Below are 18,961 nucleotides of genomic sequence, written 5' to 3' on the forward strand. Positions count from 1 at the left end.
GTCCTCCCAGGTGTAGATCGCGACGAGCCCCTCGACGTCGAGGGCGGCCGTGACGTCGACGTCGCGGATGCGGGCGTGCGCGTGCGGCGAGCGCACGAACGCCGCCGCCAGCGCGTCGCGGCCCAGGTCGTCGAGGTAGCGGCCCTGACCGGTGAGCAGCCGCGGATCCTCCCGCCGCTGCACCGGCTCGCCGAACAACCGCGTCGTCATGCCGCCTCCCCCCGCACGGGCTCGCGGACCGGCCCCGCCCCGCGCCGCCGCCTGGACGGCCGTCTCTCTCTCATGATTCCTCCGCCAGCAGTTCGGCGGCGCGGTGGACGGCCTTGATGATGTTCTGGTAGCCGGTGCAGCGGCACAGGTTGCCCGAGATGCCCTCCAGCACCTCCTCCTCCGTCGGCGCCGGGTTCTCCGCCAGCAGGGCGGTCACCGTGCACAGGAAGCCCGGCGTGCAGAAGCCGCACTGCAGCCCGTGGCACTCGGCGAAGGCGCGCTGCACCGGCGACAGCCGGCCGTCCCCGGGCGCGAGGCCCTCCACGGTGGTGATCTCGGCGCCGTCCACGGTCACCGCGAACGTCAGGCACGAGCGCACCGGCCGGCCCTCCAACAGCACGGTGCAGCAGCCGCAGACGCCGTGCTCGCAGCCGACGTGGGTGCCGGTGAGGCCGAGGTCGTGCCGCAGGCAGTCGGACAGCAGCCGCCGCGCGGGCACGCGGACCCGCCGGGCGGCGCCGTTCACGATCAGGGTGATCTCATGCTCCACGAGCCGCCCCTTCCCGCGCCGCGTCGCACAGCGCCCGCTCGGCCAGCACGCCCACCAGGTGACGGCGGTAGGCGGCGGAGGCGTGGATGTCGTCCTCGGGCTGGGCCGCGTCGCGGACGAGCGCCGCCGCGCCCGCCCAGCCGGCCTCCTCGGGCGCCCGCCCAGCGCACGCCTCGCCCACGTCCACCACGACGGGCACGGGCCCGACGCCGACGCAGGCGGCGCGGGCGGCGGTCACCAGGCCGCCGTCCACGGTGACCACGGCGCAGACCCCGGCCAGCGCGTAGTCGCCGTGCCGGCGCGCGACCTCCAGGAAGGCGCTCCCGCCGCCCGCAGGCAGCGCGGGGAAGAACGCCGAGACGGCCAGCTCGCCCGGCTCGACCGCCGACTCCATGGGGCCGGTGAAGAAGTCGCGGGCGCGCACCTCGCGGACGCGCACGCCGCCGTCCCAGCGGGCCAGCCGTACGCGGCCGTCCAGGACGGCGAGCACGGCGGGCAGCTCGGCGGCCGGGTCGGCGTGCACGAGGCTGCCCACGACGGTGCCGCGGTTGCGGATCACCGGGTGGGCGACCAGCTTGAGCGCCCGGGTGAGCAGCGGGTGGACCTCGGCGCGCTCGGCGTCCGCGTGCCGGACGGTCGCGCCGACCAGGACGCCGTCACCGGAGCGCTCCAGGGCGTCGAGCCCGGCCACCCGGTTGATGTCCACCAGGTGGCCGGGCGCGGCCAGGCGCATGTTGAGCATGGGGATGAGGCTCTGCCCGCCGGCCAGCACCTTCCCGCGCACCGCCGCGAGCGTCCGCAACGCCTCGCCGAGGTCGCGGGGCGCGTGGTAGTCGAACGGCGGCGGCTTCACCCGGCACTGCTCCCGGCACTGCTCTCGGCACTGCTCTCTGTGCTGCTCCCGGTGCTGTTCCCGGCACTGCTCCCGGTCCCGGTCGCGGCCGGCTCGGGGGTGCGCCCGGCGATGGCGCGCAGCAGGTGGTATCCGCCCAGCACCACGACGGTGCCGAGCGCGATGCCCTCCAGCGGGAAGTCTCCGCCGACGAAGTGCGTCACAGGTCCGATGGCGAGGATGATGCCCGCTCCGATGGGAACCATGTTCACCGGGTCGGCGAAGTTCACTCTGTTCTCGATCCAGATCTTGGCGCCGAGCAAGCCGATCATGCCGTAGAGGATCACGGTGACGCCGCCGAGCACGCCGCCGGGGGTGGCCGCGACCAGCGCGCCGAACTTGGGGCAGAGCCCGAACAGGATCGCGATCATCGCCGCGATGTAGTACGCGGCCGTCGAGTAGACCTTGGTGGCGGCCATGACGCCGATGTTCTCGGCGTAGGTGGTGGTGGGCGAGCCGCCGACGGCGCTGGTGACCATGGTGGCGGCGCCGTCGGCGATGACGGCGCGGCCCACGTACGGGTCCACGTCGGCGCCGGTCATCTCCCCCACGGCCTTGACGTGGCCGATGTTCTCGGCGATGAGCGCGATCACCGCGGGCAGCACCAGCAGCACGGCGGAGGTGCGGAAGTCGGGCGCGTGGAAGTCCGGCAGCCCGAACCAGGGTGCGGAGGCCACGGAGTCGAAGCTCACCCGCTCGTGCGGGAACGGCGTCGCCACGCAGTACGTGCCCTCGGCCGTGCAGGGGTTGCCGGCCGCGTCGCGCAGGTTGGCCCCGGGCAGCACGGAGGTGATCGGCCCGGCCGTCCGGTCCAGCACCCACGACAGGACGAACCCGGCGACCAGCCCGACGAGCACGCCGATCCGCCCGATGAACCCCTTGAACAGCACGATCACCACGAACGTGACGAGCATCGTGACGAGCGCGACCCACTGGTCCTGCCCCCAGTAGACGTCCGCCACCACGTACGCCAGCCCGAACCCGATGAGCATCACGACCGCGCCGGTGACGACGGGCGGGAAGATGCGGTGGATGATCTGCACGCCGAGGAAGTGGATGGCGAGGCCGGCCAGCGCCAGCACGAACCCGGCGACCAGGATCGCGCCCGTCACGACGGCGTCCGCGCCCGCGGTGTCGCCGCCCGCCGCCGCCCTGATGGCGAACACGCCGCCCACGAACGAGGCGCTGGTGCCCAGGTAGCTGGGCACCTTCCCCTTCACGATGAGCAGGAAGAGGATCGTCGCGACGCCGGACATCATCACGGCCACGTTCGGGTCGAGCCCCATCACCAGGGGGAAGACGAACGTCGCGCCGAACATCGCGATCACGTGCTGCGCGCCGAAGCCCACCATGCGGGGCCAGCTCAGCCGCTCGTCGGGCCTGACCACCTCGTCGGGAGCCAGGTGCTTGCCGTCACCGTGCTTGGTCCACCCTGCAACCATGAGAGCCCTCTCGGCGGCACGTTCCGTTGCGGGCACATTAGGCCCGGCGGCACGCGCCCACACGGGCATGATCTGCCAAATCTGACCCGCCGGTCAGAGAGAACCTCGCGCACACCAAGATCGGCCCCGTGTGAGGGCGGCTAGTGCACGACCGTCTCCCGCCGGGCGGCGCGCAGCAGGTGGTATCCGGCCAGCAGGACGATCGTGCCGAGCGCGATGCCGCTGAGCGAGAACGTGCCGGTGACGGGGAACGCGACCGGCCCGATGGCGCAGATGATGCCGGCGCCGATGGGCACCAGGTTCACCGGCGAGGCCATGTCGACCCGGTTCTCGATCCAGATGCGGGCGCCGAGCAGGCCGATCATGCCGTACAGGATGGTCGTCACGCCGCCGAGCACGCCGTCGGGGGTGGCCGCGATGAGCGCGCCGAACTTGGGGCAGAGCCCGAACAGGATCGCGATGACGGCGGCGACGTAGTACGCGGCCGTCGAGTAGACCTTGGTGGCCGCCATGACGCCGATGTTCTCGGCGTAGGTGGTGGTGGCGGGGCCGCCGACGGAGGTGGCCACGACGGTGCCGACGCCGTCGGCCATCACCGCCCGGCCAATGTAGGCGTCGACGTCGTTGCCGGTCATCTCGCCCACGGCCTTGACGTGGCCGACGTTCTCGGCGATGAGGGCGATCACCACGGGCAGCACGAGCACGATCGCCGAGGCCTCGAACACGGGGCCGTGGAAGGACGGCAGGCCGATCCAGTCGGCCTGCGCCACGGCCTGCAGGTCGACGCGGAAGTGCTCGGTGATCCGGCCGGTGTCGTCGGGCGCGGTGATCGGGCCGCCGAGCAGGTCCCACGCCCACGACAGCAGGAAGCCGAAGACCAGCCCGAGCAGCACGCCGATGCGGCCGAGGAAGCCGCGGAACAACCCGATGAACACGAACGTGGCCGCCATCGTCAGCAGCGCCACCCACGGGTCCTTCGGCCAGTAGACGTCGGCCGCGACGTACGCCATGCCGAACCCGATGAGCATCACCACACCGCCGGTGACGACGGGCGGGAAGACCTTGTGCAGGATGCCGACGCCGAGCCGGTGGATGGCGTACCCGCACAGCGCGAGCACGACGCCGACGGCGAGCAGCGCGCCGGTGACGGTGGCGTCGCCGCCCCCGGCCGCCCTGATCGCGGCCACGGCCCCCACGAACGAGGCGCTGGAGCCCACGTAGCTGGGCACCTTGCCCTTCACGATGAGCAGGAAGAGGATCGTCGCGACGCCGGACATCATCACGGCGAGGTTGGCGTCGAGCCCCATGACGAGCGGGAAGACGAAGGTCGCCCCGAACATCGCGATGACGTGCTGGGCTCCGATCCCGACCATCCGGGGCCAGCTCAGCCGCTCGTCCGGCTTGACCACCTCACCGGGCGTCAGGTGCTTCCCGTCGCCGTGCAGCTTCCATCCCAACGCCACGCCCACACCTCTGTCTCCCCGCCTGACCAGCGGGGTCGTGCCCCTTGATATGTCGCAGAGCACAATAGAGCCTCGTGCGGGATGCTCCGCGCGCGGGGATCACCGCACGCTGATGGAGAAGCCCTCTCCGCTGACGACCTGACCGGCCCTGATCTTCGCCGTCTTGCGCAGCTCGACCTCGCCGTCGACCAGCACCATGCCGGCGGCGACGAGCTGCTTGGCCATGCCGCCGGTCTCGGTGACGCCGCAGTATTTCAGCAGGTCGCACAGCGGGATGTAGTCGGAGCTCAGTTCGAAGTCCACCCGCTCACCCTAGTGCTGCCACCACATGGACTCGCCGCCACCGCCGCGACCACACCGGCCAGGCCCGGGCGGGCTCAAGCGGACGGCGTGACCGGGGGCCGCAGGCCGAGCCACTGCTCGGCGTCCCAGGCATGGAACCGTTCCACCTCGGTGAACCCCAGCTTGGCCGCGAGGCGCATCGAGCCGACGTTGGCGGTCTGGGTGGTGAGCACCACCGGCTCGCCGGGAAGGACGCCGTCGAACCAGTCGAGTGCCGCCGCGCACGCCTCGGTGGCGTAGCCGGATCCCCACGCCCGCGGCAGGAACAGGTAACCGAGATCGGCCTTCCCCACGGCGGCCGGGCGACGGTGCCCGGTCGCCCTCCTGAGCAGGACCTGGCCGATCATCGCCCCGTCGAGCTCGACGACGAAACTCCCGGGCCGCCGCTCGGGCGCCTCGGGCATCTCGCGCTCGTCACGCGGCCGGGGGCCGCCGAGGTAGGTGTGCACCTCCGGCGAGGCCAGCAGCTCGATGAACGCCGAACGGTCCCGGGCCTCGGACTCACGCAGCACGAGCCTCTCGGTCCGGATCGGTTCAGTGGGCCAGGCGACGGGTCCGAGCTCAGTCATGCCGGCCAGCTAATCAGCAGGGCTCGGCGGTGATCAACCCACCGGCCGGAGCCCGGCACGCCGCCGGCTCGGCGGACCTACGTGGTCACCGCGCTAGATGCCCCGCATGCGCAGCACGTGCAGGGCCAGGGTCAGGTTGAGCCTCAGGTGCGGGTCCTCGGTGAAGGAGCCGAGCATGCGCTCCAGCTTGCCGATGCGGTAGCGCAGGGTGTTGTAGTGGAAGTGCAGGCGGCGGGCCGTCTCGGCCACGTTGAGGTTCGTCTCCAGCAGCACCTGGAGGGTGCGGCGCAGGTCGGCGTGGTCGGCGTCGTCGTCACCGGCCAGCGGGCCGAGCGTCTCGCGGACGAACGCGTGCAGCTCGTCGGTGTCGCTGACCAGGGACAGCAGCCGGTAGACGCCGAGCTGGTCGAAGTGGGCCACCGCGCCGGAGCCGTGCAACTGGCGGCCGACCCTGGCCGCCTTGAGCGCCTGCGCGTACGCCTCCGGCAGCGTCTCCGCCCCCGGGCAGGGCCGCGAGGCGCCGGTGGAGAACGTGGCGGGCGGCACGTCGGCGAACGCGGCGGCGGCGTCCTTGGCCAGGCGGGCGCCGTCGACGCCGGCGTCCACGACGGCCACCACCTCGTGCGAGAACCCGGCCACCGCGCCGCGCGGGTCGTGCCGCCTGATCGCGGCCGTCCAGCTCGCCACCAGCCGATCCTGGGCGCTGCGCTCGTCGCCGACGGGGTCGAGCTCGGCCACCAGCACGGTCACCGGCCGCGCCAGGTCCCACCCGAACGCGCTCGCCCGCGCGGTGACCCGCTCCGCGGTGCCGGCCCGGCCGGTGAGCACGTCGCGCAGGAAGTCGGCGCGGTACTTGCTCTCGACGGCGTTGACCGCCTCCTGCCGGGTGATGACGAGCGCGGCGACGGTGGCGGCCCGCTCCAGGATGCCGACGTCGCCGTCGCCGATCGTCCCCGACGGGCTGTAGGCGACGATCCGGCCGTGGTGGTGCCCTCCGGCCAGCACGGGCGCCGACGCGAACACCCGCCCCCGCCTCGCGGGCTGCCGCACGGGCTCGTCGTCGCGGTCCTCGGAGCCGTGCGACGGAGGCGGGCCTTCGTGGGAGATCGACTCACGCAGGACGGCGACGTGCTCGGCCGGGCCGGCGCCGGCCAGCACCCGGCCCGAGCCGTCCACGGCCGCCACCGCCACGTCGAGCAGCTGCGCCACCTCGGCGGCGACCTCGTGCAGCCCGCCCCCGGCCAGCACCACGTGCACCAGCGCCCGGTGCGCCTCCTCGGCCCTGGCCAGCACGGCGGCCTGGCGGTTGAGGATGTCGGTCAGCACCTGGTTGAGGATGTCGTCGAAGCCGACGTCGTTGGGCAGCAGGATGAGCGGGAACCCGAGCCGGTCGGCCTGCGCCACCATCTCGGCGGGCAGCTCGTCCACGTACCGGCCGAGTTTGATCGCCAGCGCGGCGAGTCCGCGCTCGTCGAGGTCGGCGACCAGCCTGCCGAGCGACTGGGGCGTGTTGCGCAGCGGGTAGCCGGTGGTGAGCAGCAGCTCGTGCGGCTTGACCCAGGCGAGGACGTCGGGCACCTCCATCACGTTCAGCCGCTGCACGATGCGGCTCAGCCCGCCCTCCCCCGCGATCAGCCGGGCCTGCGCAAGCGACGAGACGCCGAGCACCTCCCCGACGGACACGCCGTGGATGATCGTGCCGGTGCTGGAGAGGCGGATGGGGGGCTCCATGGGCTGATTGTGACGCCGATGTCGTCTGTCAGGAAGAGCCAACCTTCCCGCTGACTGTTGGCAAATTTCTCCGTACGGAGGGTTCGCGGACCGTTCTACGGTCAGGTCCAAGGTCGGTTGGGGAGGTCCGTTGACCGTCGGTACTCATGCGCGGCGTGCCCGCGTCCGCGTCACGGGCGCGGCCAGCGTGGCGGTACGACCCGTCCTGGAGGCGCAGCGCCGTCCCGCCCGCGTGCTCGCGGTGTTCCCGCAAGGGGTGTACCTGGAGGTCAGGACCGACCTGGAGCCCTCGGTGATCGCCGTCATCACGGGCGAGGCCGTCCGGCTGCCCAACTCCGTGCTACTGGGAGCGCCGCTGCCGCCCGTCGCGGTGGGCGACGACGCCTCGGTGGGCGACCGGGTGGTCGAGGTGGGGCCGCTGACCCTCGGCGTACGCCGCTGGTGGGATCCGGCGCCGCCGCTGGGGCCGCTGGACCCGGCCGCGCTCGCCGGCGCCGCCGCCCCGCTGACCGACCCGCCGAACCCGGGACTGGCCGGGAACGGCACGGTCGGGCTGCTCGCGAGCAGTTGCGCGGAGGGCTGGCTGCTGGGCGCGGTGACCGCGGCCGAGCAGCTCGTCGGTCTCGGGCCCGGGCTGACGCCGAGCGGCGACGACGTGCTGGCCGGGCTGCTGGTGACGCTGCGGCACCTCGGCGCGGCGACGGGCGCGGAGCGGGCGGTGCGGCTGGCCGGATGGCTCGCGGCGACCGTCACGTACGACGCGCGCACCCGTACGACGCCGATCTCGGCCACGCTCCTGCACTGCGCGGCGCACGGCGCGGCCAGCCCGGAGGTGACCGCGGTGCTGCGCGGCCTCGCCGGCCGGCAGGCGCTGCGGCCGGCGCTGCGCCGCCTGCACCGGCTCGGCCACACCTCCGGCTCCGACCTGGCCCAGGGCATCGCCATCGGCGTCACCGCGGTCCTCGCCCTCGGCGACCCCCGCCCGCCCGGGAGGAAAGCGGCGAGCGGCGCCCCGGCTCTGGGAGGAACGCATGAGTGACACCCCGGCGGCCGTGGTCGTGCGGCGGGGGGCGTACCACGACTCGGTCGCGCTCATGCGGGTCAGCCGCGCCCTGTCCGGCCTGCCCGGCGTCGAGGCGGCCATGGTCGCGATGGGCACCGAGCTCAACGTCACGATCCTGCGCGAGCTGGGCTTCACCGTCCCGGAGGCGGGCCCCGGCGATCTGCTCGTCGCGGTGCGCGCGCACGACCCCGGCGCCGCCGTCGAGGAGGCCGAACGCCAGCTCGCCACCGCCCACCGGCCGCAGGCCGCAGCGCGGGAGCAGCCGCCGCGCACCACCCGCTCGGCCGCCGCCGCGGCGGACGCCGGCCTCGTGCTCGTCTCGACCCCCGGCGAGTACGCGTTCCTGGAGGCGTACGACGCCGTCGAGGCCGGGCTGCCGGTGATGATCTTCAGCGACGGCGTGCCGGTGGAGCGGGAGCGGCAGCTGAAGGAGCTGGCCGAGGCCAGGGACGTGCTCGTGATGGGCCCCGACTGCGGCACCGCCGTCATCGCCGGCGCCGGCCTGGGCTTCGCGAACGTGCTCACCCCCGGCCCCGCCGGCGTGGTCGCCGCCTCCGGCACCGGCGCGCAGCAGGTGACGTGCCTGCTCGACCGGGCGGGCGTCGGCGTCAGCCACGTGCTGGGCGTGGGCGGACGCGATCTGTCGGCCGAGGTCGGCGGCCTGTCCACGATGCGGGCGCTGCGCATGCTGGACGACGACCCCGCCACCGAGCTGATCGTGCTCGTCTCCAAGCCGCCCGCCCCCGAGGTGGCGCGGGCGGTGCGCGAGTTGCCGCTGCGCACGCCGGTGGTGCCGGCGATGCTGCGCGAGGGCGGGCCCGACCTGACCGAGGCGGCCGAGCAGGCGCTGCGGCTGCTCGGCCGGCCGGTGCCCGAGTGGCCGTCCTGGCCCGCCTGGCACCGGGCGCGCCCGGCGGCCGAGCGGATCAGGGGCGTCTACTCCGGCGGCACGCTCGCCACCGAGGCCGCCCTGATCACCGGCTCCCGCGACATCGTGGACTACGGCGACGACGCCTACACCCGCGGCCGCGCGCACCCGATGATCGACCCGACGTTGCGCGTGGAGGCGCTGGCCGCGGCCGCGGAGACCGACGTGGTGCTCATGGACGTCGTCCTCGGCCACGGCGCCGACCCCGACCCGGCCGCCTCCCTCGCCCACGCCGTCGCCCGCACCCCGGCGACCGTCGTCGTCGCCCTGATCGGCACCGACGGCGACCCGCAGGACCTGCACCGCCAGGCCGCCGCCTTCCGCGAGGCGGGCGCGGCGGTCTTCACCTCCAACGCCCAGGCCGCCCGCCACGCCAGGAGCCTGCTGTGACGCCACTCCCCAAGACCGCCCTGCTGGACGCGCCGCCGCACGTGATCACCGTGGGGGCGGGGCTGCTGGACGAGGCGCTGCGCGCGCAGGCCGTCCGCACGACCCCGGTCGACTGGCGTCCCCCGCTGCCCGGCACCGCCGAGGCCCTGGCCACGGTGCTCGCCGACCCGCGCCGTCAGGCCGCCAACGAACGCGCGGTGGGCCGGCTCCTGTCGGCCCGGCCGCACCTGACGGGCGTGCGCCGGGCCTCCGAGGTGCTGCCCGCGGGGACGTTCCTGCACGCGGGGCCGCCCATCACCTGGGAGCGCGCCTCAGGGCCGATGCGCGGCGCGCTGGTCGGCGCGATGTTGCTGGAGGGCCTGGCCGGCGACGAGCACGAGGCCGCAGACCGGCTGGCCGCGGGGGCCGTCGAGCTGCGCCCCTGTCACGAGCACGCCGCCGTCGGCCCGATGGCGGGCGTGGTGAGCCCGTCGATGTGGTTGTTCGAGGTGGACGACGCCGAGCACGGCGGCACCGCGTACTGCTCGCTGAACGAGGGCCTGGGCAGGGTCCTGCGCTACGGCGCGTACGGGCCGCAGGTGCTGGAGCGGCTGCGCTGGATGGACGAGGTGCTCGGCCCGGCGCTGGCGGGGGCGCTGCGGCGCACGGGCCCGATCGACCTGCGGGCGCTGATGGCGCAGGCCCTGCAGATGGGCGACGAGCTGCACAACCGCAACCGCGCGGCCACCTCGCTCCTGCTGCGCGTGCTGGCCCCCGCGCTGGTGGAGACCGCCGCCGAGCACGCGGCCGCGGTGCTGCGCTTCATCGACGGCAACGACCACTTCTTCCTCAACGCCGGCATGGCCGCGGCCAAGGTCAGCGCGGACGCCGCCCGCGACGAGCCCGGCTCGTCCCTGGTCGTCGCCATGGCGCGCAACGGCACCGACTTCGGGGTGCAGGTGTCGGGCCTCGGCGGTCGCTGGTTCACCGGACCGGCGGGCGTGCCCGACGGGCTCTACCTCGGCTCGTACGGCCCCGGCGACGCCAACCCCGACATCGGCGACTCCACGATCACCGAGACGGCGGGCCTCGGCGGCTTCGCGATGGCGGCGGCGCCGGCGATCGTGCGGTTCGTCGGCGGCGAGGTGGCCGACGCGGTGCGGGCCACCCGGTCGATGTACGAGATCACGCTCGCCGAGCACCCCGCCTACCAGATTCCGGCCCTCGGATTCCGCGGCACGCCGGTCGGGATCGACGTCACTCTGGTCGCCAGAACCGGCCTGCTTCCCGTGGTCAACACCGGCATCGCGGGACGGGTGGCTGGAACGGGCCAAGTCGGAGCGGGCCTGGTGGAGCCACCTGTCGAGGCGTTCACGAGCGTATTGCTCACATTGGCGGAATCAGTAAGTGATCAATTCTGAATAGCGTGATAACACCAGGTCAAGCTGGTGGAAAGCGGACCTCAGCTTCCCTTGCCGAATCACCGCCGATATCGTAACGAACCTCATATTCTGCAAGTAGCGCGTTGACGCACGTGACGGATGAGGTAATGGGGGACGGATACATGGCAGCCGACCGCTTGCTCAGCGGGACCGGCCCGGAGGGCGGCAGCGGGGGCGCGCCGCAGGGCCAGGGACGCCTGATAGGCAGGCGCTACCGGCTGATGTCGCCCGTCGGCCGGGGCGGCATGGGGATGGTCTGGCACGCGCACGACGTGCTGCTCGACCGCGACGTGGCGGTGAAGGAGCTGATCCTCCCGTACGGGCTGGACCGGGCGGGCATGCAGGTGGCGCACCGGCGGATGTTGCGCGAGGCCCGATCGGCCGCGCGGCTGCAGCACCCGGGCATCGTGACCGTCCACGACGTGGTCGAGGAGGACGGCCGCCCGTGGATCGTGATGGAGCTGGTCCGCGCCTGGTCGCTGGAGCAGGCCGTGCGCCAGAGCGGGCCGCTGCCCGTGGTGCAGGCCGCCGAGATCGGCATCCGGGTGATCGACGCGCTGCGGCACGCGCACGCGGCCGGCATCCTGCACCGCGACGTCAAGCCCGGGAACGTGCTGCTGACGGCCGACCGGGTGGTGCTGACCGACTTCGGCATCGCGGCCATCGAGGGCGACGTGAACATCACGCAGACCGGCCTGCTCATGGGGTCGCCCGCGTACATCCCGCCGGAGCGGCTGTCCGGGCAGCAGATCTCGCAGGCGGCCGACCTGTGGTCGTTCGGGGCCACGCTGTACGCGGCCGTCGAGGGGCGGCCGCCGTACGAGGGGCCCGACCCGGTGGCGGTGCTCGGCGCGGTGATCACCCAGGATCCGATCAGGCCGCAGCGGGCCGGCGCGTTACTCCCGGTCATCGAGGGCCTGCTGCGCAAGAACCCGGCCGAGCGGCTGACGTCCGAGCAGGTCTCCACGATGCTGGAGGAGGTGCTGCGCGCGCACGGCTCGGCCCGGCCGCGCACGCCCGAGACGCTGCCCAGCCGCTCCGACCCGACGCCCGCCGGGCTGCTGCCGCCGCTGGAGACCCCGTCGGGGCCGATGCCCTCGCGGATCGTGGAGACGCCGTCGGGGCCGGTGCGGCTGCCGTACGACTCGGGCGCGTACACGATGCCCGCCGAGCGTCCGGGCACCACGCCGGGCGGTTATCCGCCGCCCTCCGACCGGCAGGGAAGCACCTCCGGTGGTTACCCGATGCCGTCCGACCGGCCGGGTAGCACGTCGGGCGGCTACGCGAGCACGTCCGGCGGTTACCCGATGCCGTCCGAGCCGCCGGCGAGCACGTCCGGGGGGCACCGCGCGTACGACTCGGGCCCGCAGCCGCCGCTGGGCGCGCCGACCGGGCGCGACCTCGGCGACGACCTGGACGGCTCCGGCCCCCGGCCCCAGCCGATCCTGCCGCTGACCTCCGACAGCCGCACCTCGGGCGCGACCCCGTGGCCGCTGGCCACGCCCGACGCCCTGCGCGAGCAGTCCCGCGACCTGTCACGCGACTCGGGGAACCCGCGCGACTCGCAGGAGACGACCGGCAGCCGGCTGACCTCGCTGCCGGACGCCGCGCCGCGCACGGGCAGGAGCCGGCGCCGGGCGGACGAGGACGACGGCTTCTGGGCCCGCGAGGGGCGGCCCAAGCCCATCGCGATCATCAGCGCCGTGGCCGCGGCGGCGGTCGTCGTGAGCGCCGTGATCCTGTTCCTGGTCGGCGGCTCGGAGGAGGCGCCCCAGGCCGCGAACCTCACCTCCGGCACCGCCACCGAGACCGCCACGGCCGGGACGGAGCCGTCCGCCGTGCCCGAGGGCTACAAGGAGCACACCGGGCCCGGGTTCGCCGCCGCGCTGCCGGACGAGTGGACGCCGGCGGAGTCCGGCGACGTGACGACGTTCGACGGGCCCAAGGACTCCGGCATGCGGATCATGGTCGAGAAGGCCACGCCGCAGTCCGACGGCGGGGTGGCGGCGCTGACCAAGAAGGAGGCCGAGGGCGGCCTGGAAAGCTACATCCAGGTGCAGCTGCAGGCCGTCGACTACCGGGGCGACAAGGCCGCCGACTGGGAGTACACCTACACCACCGCCAACGGCGTCCCCATGCACGCGCTCGTCAGGTACGCCACCATGGACGACGCCGCGTTCACGATCACGTTCGACCTGCCGGAGCTGAAGTGGGACGACCAGGCGGAGACCCGCAAGGTGTTCCTCGATACCTTCCAGCGGATCGACTGAATTGCACCGATCGTTCCAAAACGGTAGCGTGACGGCATGGCGCGACCGCGGACGTTCGAAGAGGACCATGCGCTCGAGGCGGCCATGCGCGCGTTCTGGAACGCGGGTTACGAGGCCACCTCGACGCAGGACCTGTGCGCGGCCACCGGGCTCGGGCGCAGCAGCATCTACAACACCTTCGTCGGCAAGCGCGAGCTGTTCGTCAAGGCGCTGCGGCGCTACACCGGCCAGCGCAACGCCCGCCTCGCCGAGGTGATGGAGAGCGACCTGCCGATCCGGGAGAAGGTGCGCACGGTGTTGTGGTGGGCGGTCGACGCCGACCCGGCCGACCCTCCCGGCTGCCTGGTCGTCAACACGGCGGTCGAGCTGGGCCCGCGCGACGGCGAGATCGCCGAGCTGGTGCGGCGCGACGGCGAGCGGCGGGTCGAGATCATGCGGGCGGCCCTGGAGCGCGCCCACGCCCGGGGCGAGCTCGCCCCCGACAAGGACCCGCTCGCGCTGGCGCGCTTCGTCAGCGCGACCGTCGGCGGGCTGCGCGTGAGCGCGCGCGGCGGCGCCGACCGGTCCGCCCTCGAATCGATCGCGAACGTCGCGCTGGGCGCCTTCTGAGTTTTTCGTGCCCTGATTTTGTACTGATCAATCTAAAACTGACGTGAAAGGGGTCCGCCATGCCGTTGGCGGTCTACATCCTGGGTCTTGCGATCTTCGCCCAGGGCACCTCCGAGCTCATGCCGGCCGGGCTGCTGCCCGAGATGGCCGCCGATCTGAGGGTGTCGGTGCCGGACGCGGGGCTGCTGATCTCGGCGTTCGCGATCGGCATGCTGGTGGGGGCGCCGGTGCTGGCCGTCGCCACATTGCGGTTGCCGCGCCGTACGGTGCTGACGGCGTTCCTCGGGTTGTTCGCGCTGACGCACGTCGCGGGCGCGCTCACCTCCAGCTACGCCGTGTTGTTCGCCACGCGCGTCGCGGGGGCGTTCGTCTACGCCGGCTTCTGGGCCGTGGCGGCCGGCACGGCGGTCGGGCTGGTGCCGGCGGGCTCCCGGGCCAAGGCGATGAGCGTGCTGGCCGGCGGGCTGACCGTGGCCTCCGTGATCGGCCTGTCCGGCGGCACGGTCATCGGCCAGCACCTCGGCTGGCGCGCCGCGTTCTGGCTGGTCGCCGGGATGTCGGTGCTGGCCGCCGTGGGCGTGCTGGCCACCGTCCCGGGCGGGCGGCCGGGGGCCGCGGCCGCGCCGAGCGTGCCGGCCGAGCTGCGCGCCATGGCCCGGCCGCCGCTCTGGCTCGCGTACGTCACCACCGCGCTGACCACGAGCGCACTGCTCGCCTCCTTCAGCTACCTGAGCCCGCTGCTGGCCGAGGTGACCGGGCTGGACGCCGCCTGGGTGCCGGCCGTCCTCGCGCTGTACGGGGTGGGCTCGCTGATCGGCATCACCCTCGGCGGCCGGATCGCCGACGCCCGGCCGTTCGCCGTCCTGGCCGCCGGGGTGGCCGGGCTCGTGCTGACCTCGGCGGCGCTGGGGGCCTCCGCGCACCTCGCCGTGCTGGCCGTGCCGCTGGTCTTCCTGCTGGGCGCGTTCGGCTTCGGCACCAACCCCGCGCTGAACGCACGCCCCCTGTCCCTGGCCCACGACGCGCCCACGCTGGCCGCCGCGGTGAACGTCTCGTCCTTCAACGTCGGCATCACCGCCGGCCCCTGGCTGGGCGGCCTGGCCATCGACGCGGGGCTCGGCTACCCGTCGGTGGCCTGGATCGGCGCCGCGCTCGGCGTGACCGCCCTGGCGGCGGTGGCGCTGGCGGCGTTCCTGAACGGCAGGACGAGTCCGGCCGTACCCGAAATCCGTGAGATAACGTCAGCCCTATGAAGCTGGCGAGCATCTCCGTCTACCCCGTCAAGTCGGCGGCCGGGCATGACGTGCCGGAGGCCGAGGTCCAGCCATGGGGGCTGGCCGGCGACCGGCGCTACCTCATCACCGACGCCGCCGGCGACATCCTCACCGCGCGCGAGGAGCCGCGCCTGCTGGCCTGCGTCCCCGTGCTCGACGAGGAGGTGCTCACGCTCACCGGCCCGCACGCCGAGCCGCTGCGGATCGTGCCCGGCACGGCCCGCTCCACGGTGGACGTCTGGGGCGATCCGGTGGAGCTCACCGACTGCGGCGACGAGGCCGCCGCGTGGTTGTCGGCGCTGGCGGGTCAGCCGCTCAGGCTGAAGTGGCTGGACGACCCGACCCGCCGGCCGGTCGATCCGGCGTACGGACGGCCGGACGACCGGGTGAGCCTGGCCGACGCCTATCCACTGCTGCTCACCTCGACCGCCTCGCTCGACCGGCTGCGCGACTGGATCGCCGAGACCGCGCTCGAACGCGGCGAGGAGCCGCCCGAGCCGCTGCCGATGCGCCGGTTCCGGCCGAACGTGGTGGTCGAGGGGGCGGTGGAGCCGTTCGCCGAGGACGAGTGGAAGCGGGTGCGCATCGGCGAGGTGGTCTTCCGGGTGACCAAGGGGTGCGACCGGTGTGTGCTGACCACGGTCGACACGGCGACGTACACCAAGGGCAAGGAGCCCATCAGGACGCTCTCCCGTCACCGGAAGCGGGACGGCAAGGTGTGGTTCGGCATCAACCTGATCCCGGACGGGCCGGGGCGGATCGCGCAGGGGGATCCAGTGGTTGTCCTCTAGAAATGTCGCGAAAAGGCGGGATTTCTACGTAAAAAAAGCCTGCGATCCTCTTTGGGGCGATGTTGGGGGCTATGGGAAACTTCACCAGTGACCAGTGCCCCCGAGAAGACCGCGGTCTCGTCCCCTGACCGGATCCGTGCCGTCCAGCGGCGCACGCTGGCGGTGTTGTCCGCGGCGCAGATCGTGGGGGGCGTGGGCGTGGCCGTCGGGCTCGCCCTCAGCTCCGTCGTGGTGGACCGGCTGTCGGGCTCCACGGTGATCAGCGGCTTCGCGGGCACGGCGACCGTGCTGGGCGCGGCGTTACTCGCCCTGCCGACCGCCAGGGCGTCCGGCAGCGGCGGGCGCCGCGCCGGGCTGTCGCTGGCGTACGGGGCGGCGCTGACCGGCTCGGCGATCTCGGTGCTGGCGATCACCCTGCACGCCTGGCCGCTGCTGCTGGCCGGGCTCGTGCTGGTCGGCGGCGGCAGCGCGGGCAGCCTGGCCGCCCGCTACGCCGCCACCGACCTGTCGCCCCGCGGCCGTTCCGCCCGTCACCTGTCGCTGGTCGTGTGGGCCTCCACGATCGGCTCGGTGGCCGGGCCGAACCTGGCCAAGCCCGCCGACCAGATCGGCACGCGGCTGGGCATGGTGGAGACGGCGGGGCCGTTCGCGTTCGCGGCGCTGGCCTTCGCCCTGGCGCTGGCCGTGGTGCTGGTCCTGCTGCGGCCCGACCCGCTCACGCTCGCCCGCTCCCAGAACGGCGCCCAGGACGCCCGGCCCGGGCACCAGCGGACGATCCGTACCGCCTGGCAGGTCCTGCGTACCACCCCGACGGCCCGCCGCGCGCTCGTCATGATCGCGGTCAGCCACACGGCGATGGTGTCCGTCATGTCGATGACCCCCGTCAAGCTCCACCACGACGGCTCGAACCTCGACGTCATCGGCCTCGTGATCAGCCTGCACATCGCCGGCATGTACGTGTTGTCGCCGGTCGTCGGATGGCTGGCCGACAAGGCGGGCAAGGTGCCGGTGCTGCTGCTCGGCTCGGCCCTGCTGCTCGCCTCCGCCGTCCTGGCCGGCACGGCCGGACACCGGGTGTGGCAGGTGACGGCGGCGCTGGTGCTGCTCGGGCTGGGCTGGTCGTGCGGCCTGGTGGCCGGCTCGGCGCTGGTCACGGAGTCGGTCGCCCTCGACCGCCGCCCCGCCGTCCAGGGCCTGTCCGACCTGCTCATGAACGTCTGCGGCGCCACCGGCACGGTCGTCGCCGGCGCCATCGTGGGCGTCCTCGGCTACCCCACCCTCGGCCTCGTCGTCGGCCTCATGGTCGCCGCCGCCGGCCTCTGGCTGGCCCTCACCCGCCCCCGTTCCATCCCCGCGACCCGCTGAGCCCGGCGGTAGGCCGCGGCATTCCTGGGCAGGCGTGTCGTCGCACGCACGGGGCGGAAGTGAGTGGTCATGCCGGGGGTTCTGGTCACGGGGGCGAGCGTCGCGGGTCCGGCGCTGGCGTACTGGCTCGGCCGTGGCGGCTGGGAGGTCACGGTCGTCGAGCGCTTCGACCGCCTGCGCGACACCGGCCAGAACATCGACATCCGCGGCGCCGGCCGCGAGGTCATCCGCCGCATGGGCCTGGAGGACGAGGTGAAGGCCGCCGGCACGGGCGAGACGGGCACGGAGTTCGTGGACGAGGACGGCAGGTGCGTGGCCTACCTGCCGAAGGGCCACGACGACTCGGGCGGGCTGACCGCCGAGGTGGAGATCCTGCGCGGCGACCTGGCGCGGCTGTTGTACCGGCGGACGGCCCACTGCTCGCGGTACGTGTTCGGGGACGAGATCACCGGGCTCGTGGAACGCTCCAAAGAGGTCGACGTCCACTTCGCCGGCGGAGCCCGCGAGAGCTTCGACCTCGTGGTCGTCGCCGAAGGGATGACCTCCCGCACCCGCCGCCTGATCTTCCCGGACGCCGCGCCACGGTATCTCGGCCTGTGCCTGGCCTACACCACCGTGCCCCGGATCGCCGCCGACACCGACCGGTGGCGTTGGTACCACCCCGGCGGTGGCCGCGCGGTCATGCTGCGGCCCGACCCTCACGGCACGATGCGCGCGGCGCTGTCCTTCCTGAGCGGCGCGCCGGGACCGGCCGACCTGCCGCCCGCGGACCAGGCGCGCCTGCTGCGCCGCCTCTTCCAGGACGCCGGATGGGAGACCCCACGCGTCCTCGACGCGATCGACGCCTCGCCGTTCTACTTCGAGGCGGTCGGCCAGATCCGGCTCGCGTCGTGGAGCAGGGGACGCGTCGCACTCGTCGGCGACGCCGCCTACTGCGCGTCCCCTCTCAGCGGCATGGGCACCACCCTCGCCCTCACCGGCGCCTACATCCTGGCCGGCGAGCTGCTCACCGCCGCCGACCACCGCACCGCGTTCGCCCGTTACGAGGCCCTGATGCGCCCCTACGCGCACAACGCGCAGAGACTCGTGCCGGGCTTTCCCCGGATCGCCCACCCACGATCACGGCTCGGCGTGCGTACCCTGCGAGCCGCGCTGCGCCTGGCCACGAGCCCGCCCGTGCGCGAAGCCGTGCACCGGGCGAGCGCGCTGTTCCCGCGGCACCCCGCCGAGAGGATCGACCTTCCCCACTACCCGGAGCCCCGCTGAGGCCGGCGGCTCACGGGGTCATTTGGCGTCGGCGTAGGAGCCGACGGCGACGGCTTCCATCGGGAAGCGCACCGGCGTGGAGCCGAACAGCAGGCGGCTCGCCTCGGCCGCCGCCCGCGACACCGCGGCGATCACCTCTTCGGCCTGCTCCAGCGGGCAGTGCACCATCACCTCGTCGTGCTGGAAAAACACCAGCCGGGCCGGCTCCGGCAGCAGCCCGCGCAGCACCGCCAGCAGCGCCAGCGCCCACTCCGCGGCCGTGCCCTGCACGACGAAGTTGCGGGTGAAGCGCCCGCGGTCGCGTCGCAGACCGTCAAACGGGTGACGCTGGAGCTCGGCGGCAAGTCCGCCAACGTCATCCTCGACGACGCCGACTTCCCCGAGG

The 18,961-nt window shown here is 73.7% G+C and carries 18 protein-coding genes and 1 pseudogene; 10 read left to right on the forward strand and 9 right to left on the reverse strand.

From position 1 onward, the window contains the following. The 8 genes from C1J01_RS32475 to C1J01_RS32510 all read right to left on the reverse strand — a co-directional run. On the reverse strand, positions 1-210 hold a 210-nt coding region (locus tag C1J01_RS32475; protein WP_146615803.1), incomplete at its 3' end, for a hypothetical protein. Positions 211-280: 70 nt separating this feature from the next. After that, positions 281-760: a (2Fe-2S)-binding protein gene (locus C1J01_RS32480; RefSeq protein ID WP_111182790.1), complete on the reverse strand. Its 480-nt coding sequence runs from the start codon at positions 758-760 to the stop codon at positions 281-283. Continuing rightward, positions 750-1,613 carry an FAD binding domain-containing protein gene (locus C1J01_RS32485; RefSeq protein WP_111182791.1) on the reverse strand — a complete coding sequence of 288 codons (864 nt, stop codon included), beginning with the start codon at positions 1,611-1,613 and terminating at the stop codon, positions 750-752. The genes C1J01_RS32480 and C1J01_RS32485 overlap by 11 nt, the downstream gene beginning before the upstream one ends. Continuing rightward, positions 1,610-3,094 carry a uracil-xanthine permease family protein gene (locus C1J01_RS32490; RefSeq protein ID WP_111182792.1) on the reverse strand — a complete coding sequence of 495 codons (1,485 nt, stop codon included), beginning with the start codon at positions 3,092-3,094 and terminating at the stop codon, positions 1,610-1,612. The genes C1J01_RS32485 and C1J01_RS32490 overlap by 4 nt, the downstream gene beginning before the upstream one ends. Before the next feature lie 140 nt (positions 3,095-3,234). After that, complete coding sequence (locus C1J01_RS32495; RefSeq protein ID WP_111182802.1) at positions 3,235-4,557, reverse strand: uracil-xanthine permease family protein; 1,323 nt, start codon at positions 4,555-4,557, stop codon at positions 3,235-3,237. A gap of 99 nt (positions 4,558-4,656) precedes the next feature. Further along, the gene (locus C1J01_RS32500; RefSeq protein ID WP_111182793.1) at positions 4,657-4,860 is read right to left on the reverse strand and encodes an RNA-binding S4 domain-containing protein; all 204 of its coding nucleotides are present in this window, start codon (positions 4,858-4,860) and stop codon (positions 4,657-4,659) included. A gap of 74 nt (positions 4,861-4,934) precedes the next feature. Beyond that, positions 4,935-5,468: a GNAT family N-acetyltransferase gene (locus C1J01_RS32505; protein WP_111182794.1), complete on the reverse strand. Its 534-nt coding sequence runs from the start codon at positions 5,466-5,468 to the stop codon at positions 4,935-4,937. A gap of 93 nt (positions 5,469-5,561) precedes the next feature. Next, the gene (locus C1J01_RS32510; protein ID WP_111182795.1) at positions 5,562-7,199 is read right to left on the reverse strand and encodes a PucR family transcriptional regulator; all 1,638 of its coding nucleotides are present in this window, start codon (positions 7,197-7,199) and stop codon (positions 5,562-5,564) included. Positions 7,200-7,329: 130 nt separating this feature from the next. Between C1J01_RS32510 and C1J01_RS32515 the strand changes: the two genes are divergently transcribed. The 9 genes from C1J01_RS32515 (at position 7,330) to C1J01_RS32555 (ending at position 18,576) form a co-directional block, all read left to right on the forward strand. Further along, entirely contained in the window at positions 7,330-8,238 is a 909-nt protein-coding gene (locus C1J01_RS32515; protein WP_111182796.1) for an oxamate carbamoyltransferase subunit AllH family protein, read from the forward strand. Beyond that, positions 8,231-9,580, forward strand: coding sequence for an AllF/FdrA family protein (locus C1J01_RS32520; RefSeq protein WP_111182797.1), 1,350 nt, complete (start codon positions 8,231-8,233; stop codon positions 9,578-9,580). Before C1J01_RS32515 ends, C1J01_RS32520 begins: the two co-directional genes overlap by 8 nt. Continuing rightward, positions 9,577-10,980, forward strand: coding sequence for a YlbE family protein (locus C1J01_RS32525; RefSeq protein WP_235854818.1), 1,404 nt, complete (start codon positions 9,577-9,579; stop codon positions 10,978-10,980). The genes C1J01_RS32520 and C1J01_RS32525 overlap by 4 nt, the downstream gene beginning before the upstream one ends. A 143-nt stretch (positions 10,981-11,123) precedes the next feature. Next, positions 11,124-13,271 (forward strand): serine/threonine protein kinase, encoded by a 2,148-nt coding sequence (locus C1J01_RS51460; RefSeq protein WP_235854819.1) that lies wholly within the window; start codon positions 11,124-11,126, stop codon positions 13,269-13,271. 36 nt (positions 13,272-13,307) lie between these two features. Further along, a complete protein-coding gene (locus tag C1J01_RS32535) occupies positions 13,308-13,880 on the forward strand; it encodes a TetR/AcrR family transcriptional regulator (protein ID WP_111182798.1) in 573 nt (190 codons plus the stop codon). Positions 13,881-13,939: 59 nt separating this feature from the next. Next, positions 13,940-15,133: a Cmx/CmrA family chloramphenicol efflux MFS transporter gene (locus tag C1J01_RS32540; RefSeq protein ID WP_111182799.1), complete on the forward strand. Its 1,194-nt coding sequence runs from the start codon at positions 13,940-13,942 to the stop codon at positions 15,131-15,133. Then, complete coding sequence (locus C1J01_RS32545) at positions 15,130-15,945, forward strand: MOSC domain-containing protein (protein ID WP_111182800.1); 816 nt, start codon at positions 15,130-15,132, stop codon at positions 15,943-15,945. The genes C1J01_RS32540 and C1J01_RS32545 overlap by 4 nt, the downstream gene beginning before the upstream one ends. Positions 15,946-16,032: 87 nt before the next feature. Then, a complete protein-coding gene (locus C1J01_RS32550) occupies positions 16,033-17,310 on the forward strand; it encodes an MFS transporter (RefSeq protein WP_235854820.1) in 1,278 nt (425 codons plus the stop codon). 69 nt (positions 17,311-17,379) lie between these two features. Further along, the gene (locus C1J01_RS32555; protein WP_111182801.1) at positions 17,380-18,576 is read left to right on the forward strand and encodes an FAD-dependent monooxygenase; all 1,197 of its coding nucleotides are present in this window, start codon (positions 17,380-17,382) and stop codon (positions 18,574-18,576) included. 18 nt (positions 18,577-18,594) lie between these two features. Here the strand turns inward: C1J01_RS32555 and C1J01_RS32560 are convergent. Further along, a pseudogene (locus tag C1J01_RS32560) lies at positions 18,595-18,879 on the reverse strand (bifunctional 3'-5' exonuclease/DNA polymerase); the annotation flags it as partial. A gap of 18 nt (positions 18,880-18,897) precedes the next feature. On the opposite strand from C1J01_RS32560, the gene C1J01_RS32565 reads away from it, so the two are divergent. Beyond that, on the forward strand, positions 18,898-18,961 hold a 64-nt coding region (locus C1J01_RS32565), incomplete at its 3' end, for a hypothetical protein (RefSeq protein WP_235854821.1).

This window comes from Nonomuraea aridisoli, from assembly GCF_003236395.1.
GTDB lineage: Bacteria > Actinomycetota > Actinomycetes > Streptosporangiales > Streptosporangiaceae > Nonomuraea > Nonomuraea aridisoli.

Coding starts and splice junctions, on each gene's coding strand:
- C1J01_RS32490 (WP_111182792.1), bottom strand. CDS start 3,094: ATGGTTGCAGGGTGGACCAAGCACGGTGACGGCAAGCACCTGGCTCCC.
- C1J01_RS32505 (WP_111182794.1), bottom strand. CDS start 5,468: ATGACTGAGCTCGGACCCGTCGCCTGGCCCACTGAACCGATCCGGACC.
- C1J01_RS32510 (WP_111182795.1), bottom strand. CDS start 7,199: ATGGAGCCCCCCATCCGCCTCTCCAGCACCGGCACGATCATCCACGGC.
- C1J01_RS32520 (WP_111182797.1), top strand. CDS start 8,231: ATGAGTGACACCCCGGCGGCCGTGGTCGTGCGGCGGGGGGCGTACCAC.
- C1J01_RS51460 (WP_235854819.1), top strand. CDS start 11,124: ATGGCAGCCGACCGCTTGCTCAGCGGGACCGGCCCGGAGGGCGGCAGC.
- C1J01_RS32535 (WP_111182798.1), top strand. CDS start 13,308: ATGGCGCGACCGCGGACGTTCGAAGAGGACCATGCGCTCGAGGCGGCC.
- C1J01_RS32540 (WP_111182799.1), top strand. CDS start 13,940: ATGCCGTTGGCGGTCTACATCCTGGGTCTTGCGATCTTCGCCCAGGGC.
- C1J01_RS32545 (WP_111182800.1), top strand. CDS start 15,130: ATGAAGCTGGCGAGCATCTCCGTCTACCCCGTCAAGTCGGCGGCCGGG.
- C1J01_RS32555 (WP_111182801.1), top strand. CDS start 17,380: ATGCCGGGGGTTCTGGTCACGGGGGCGAGCGTCGCGGGTCCGGCGCTG.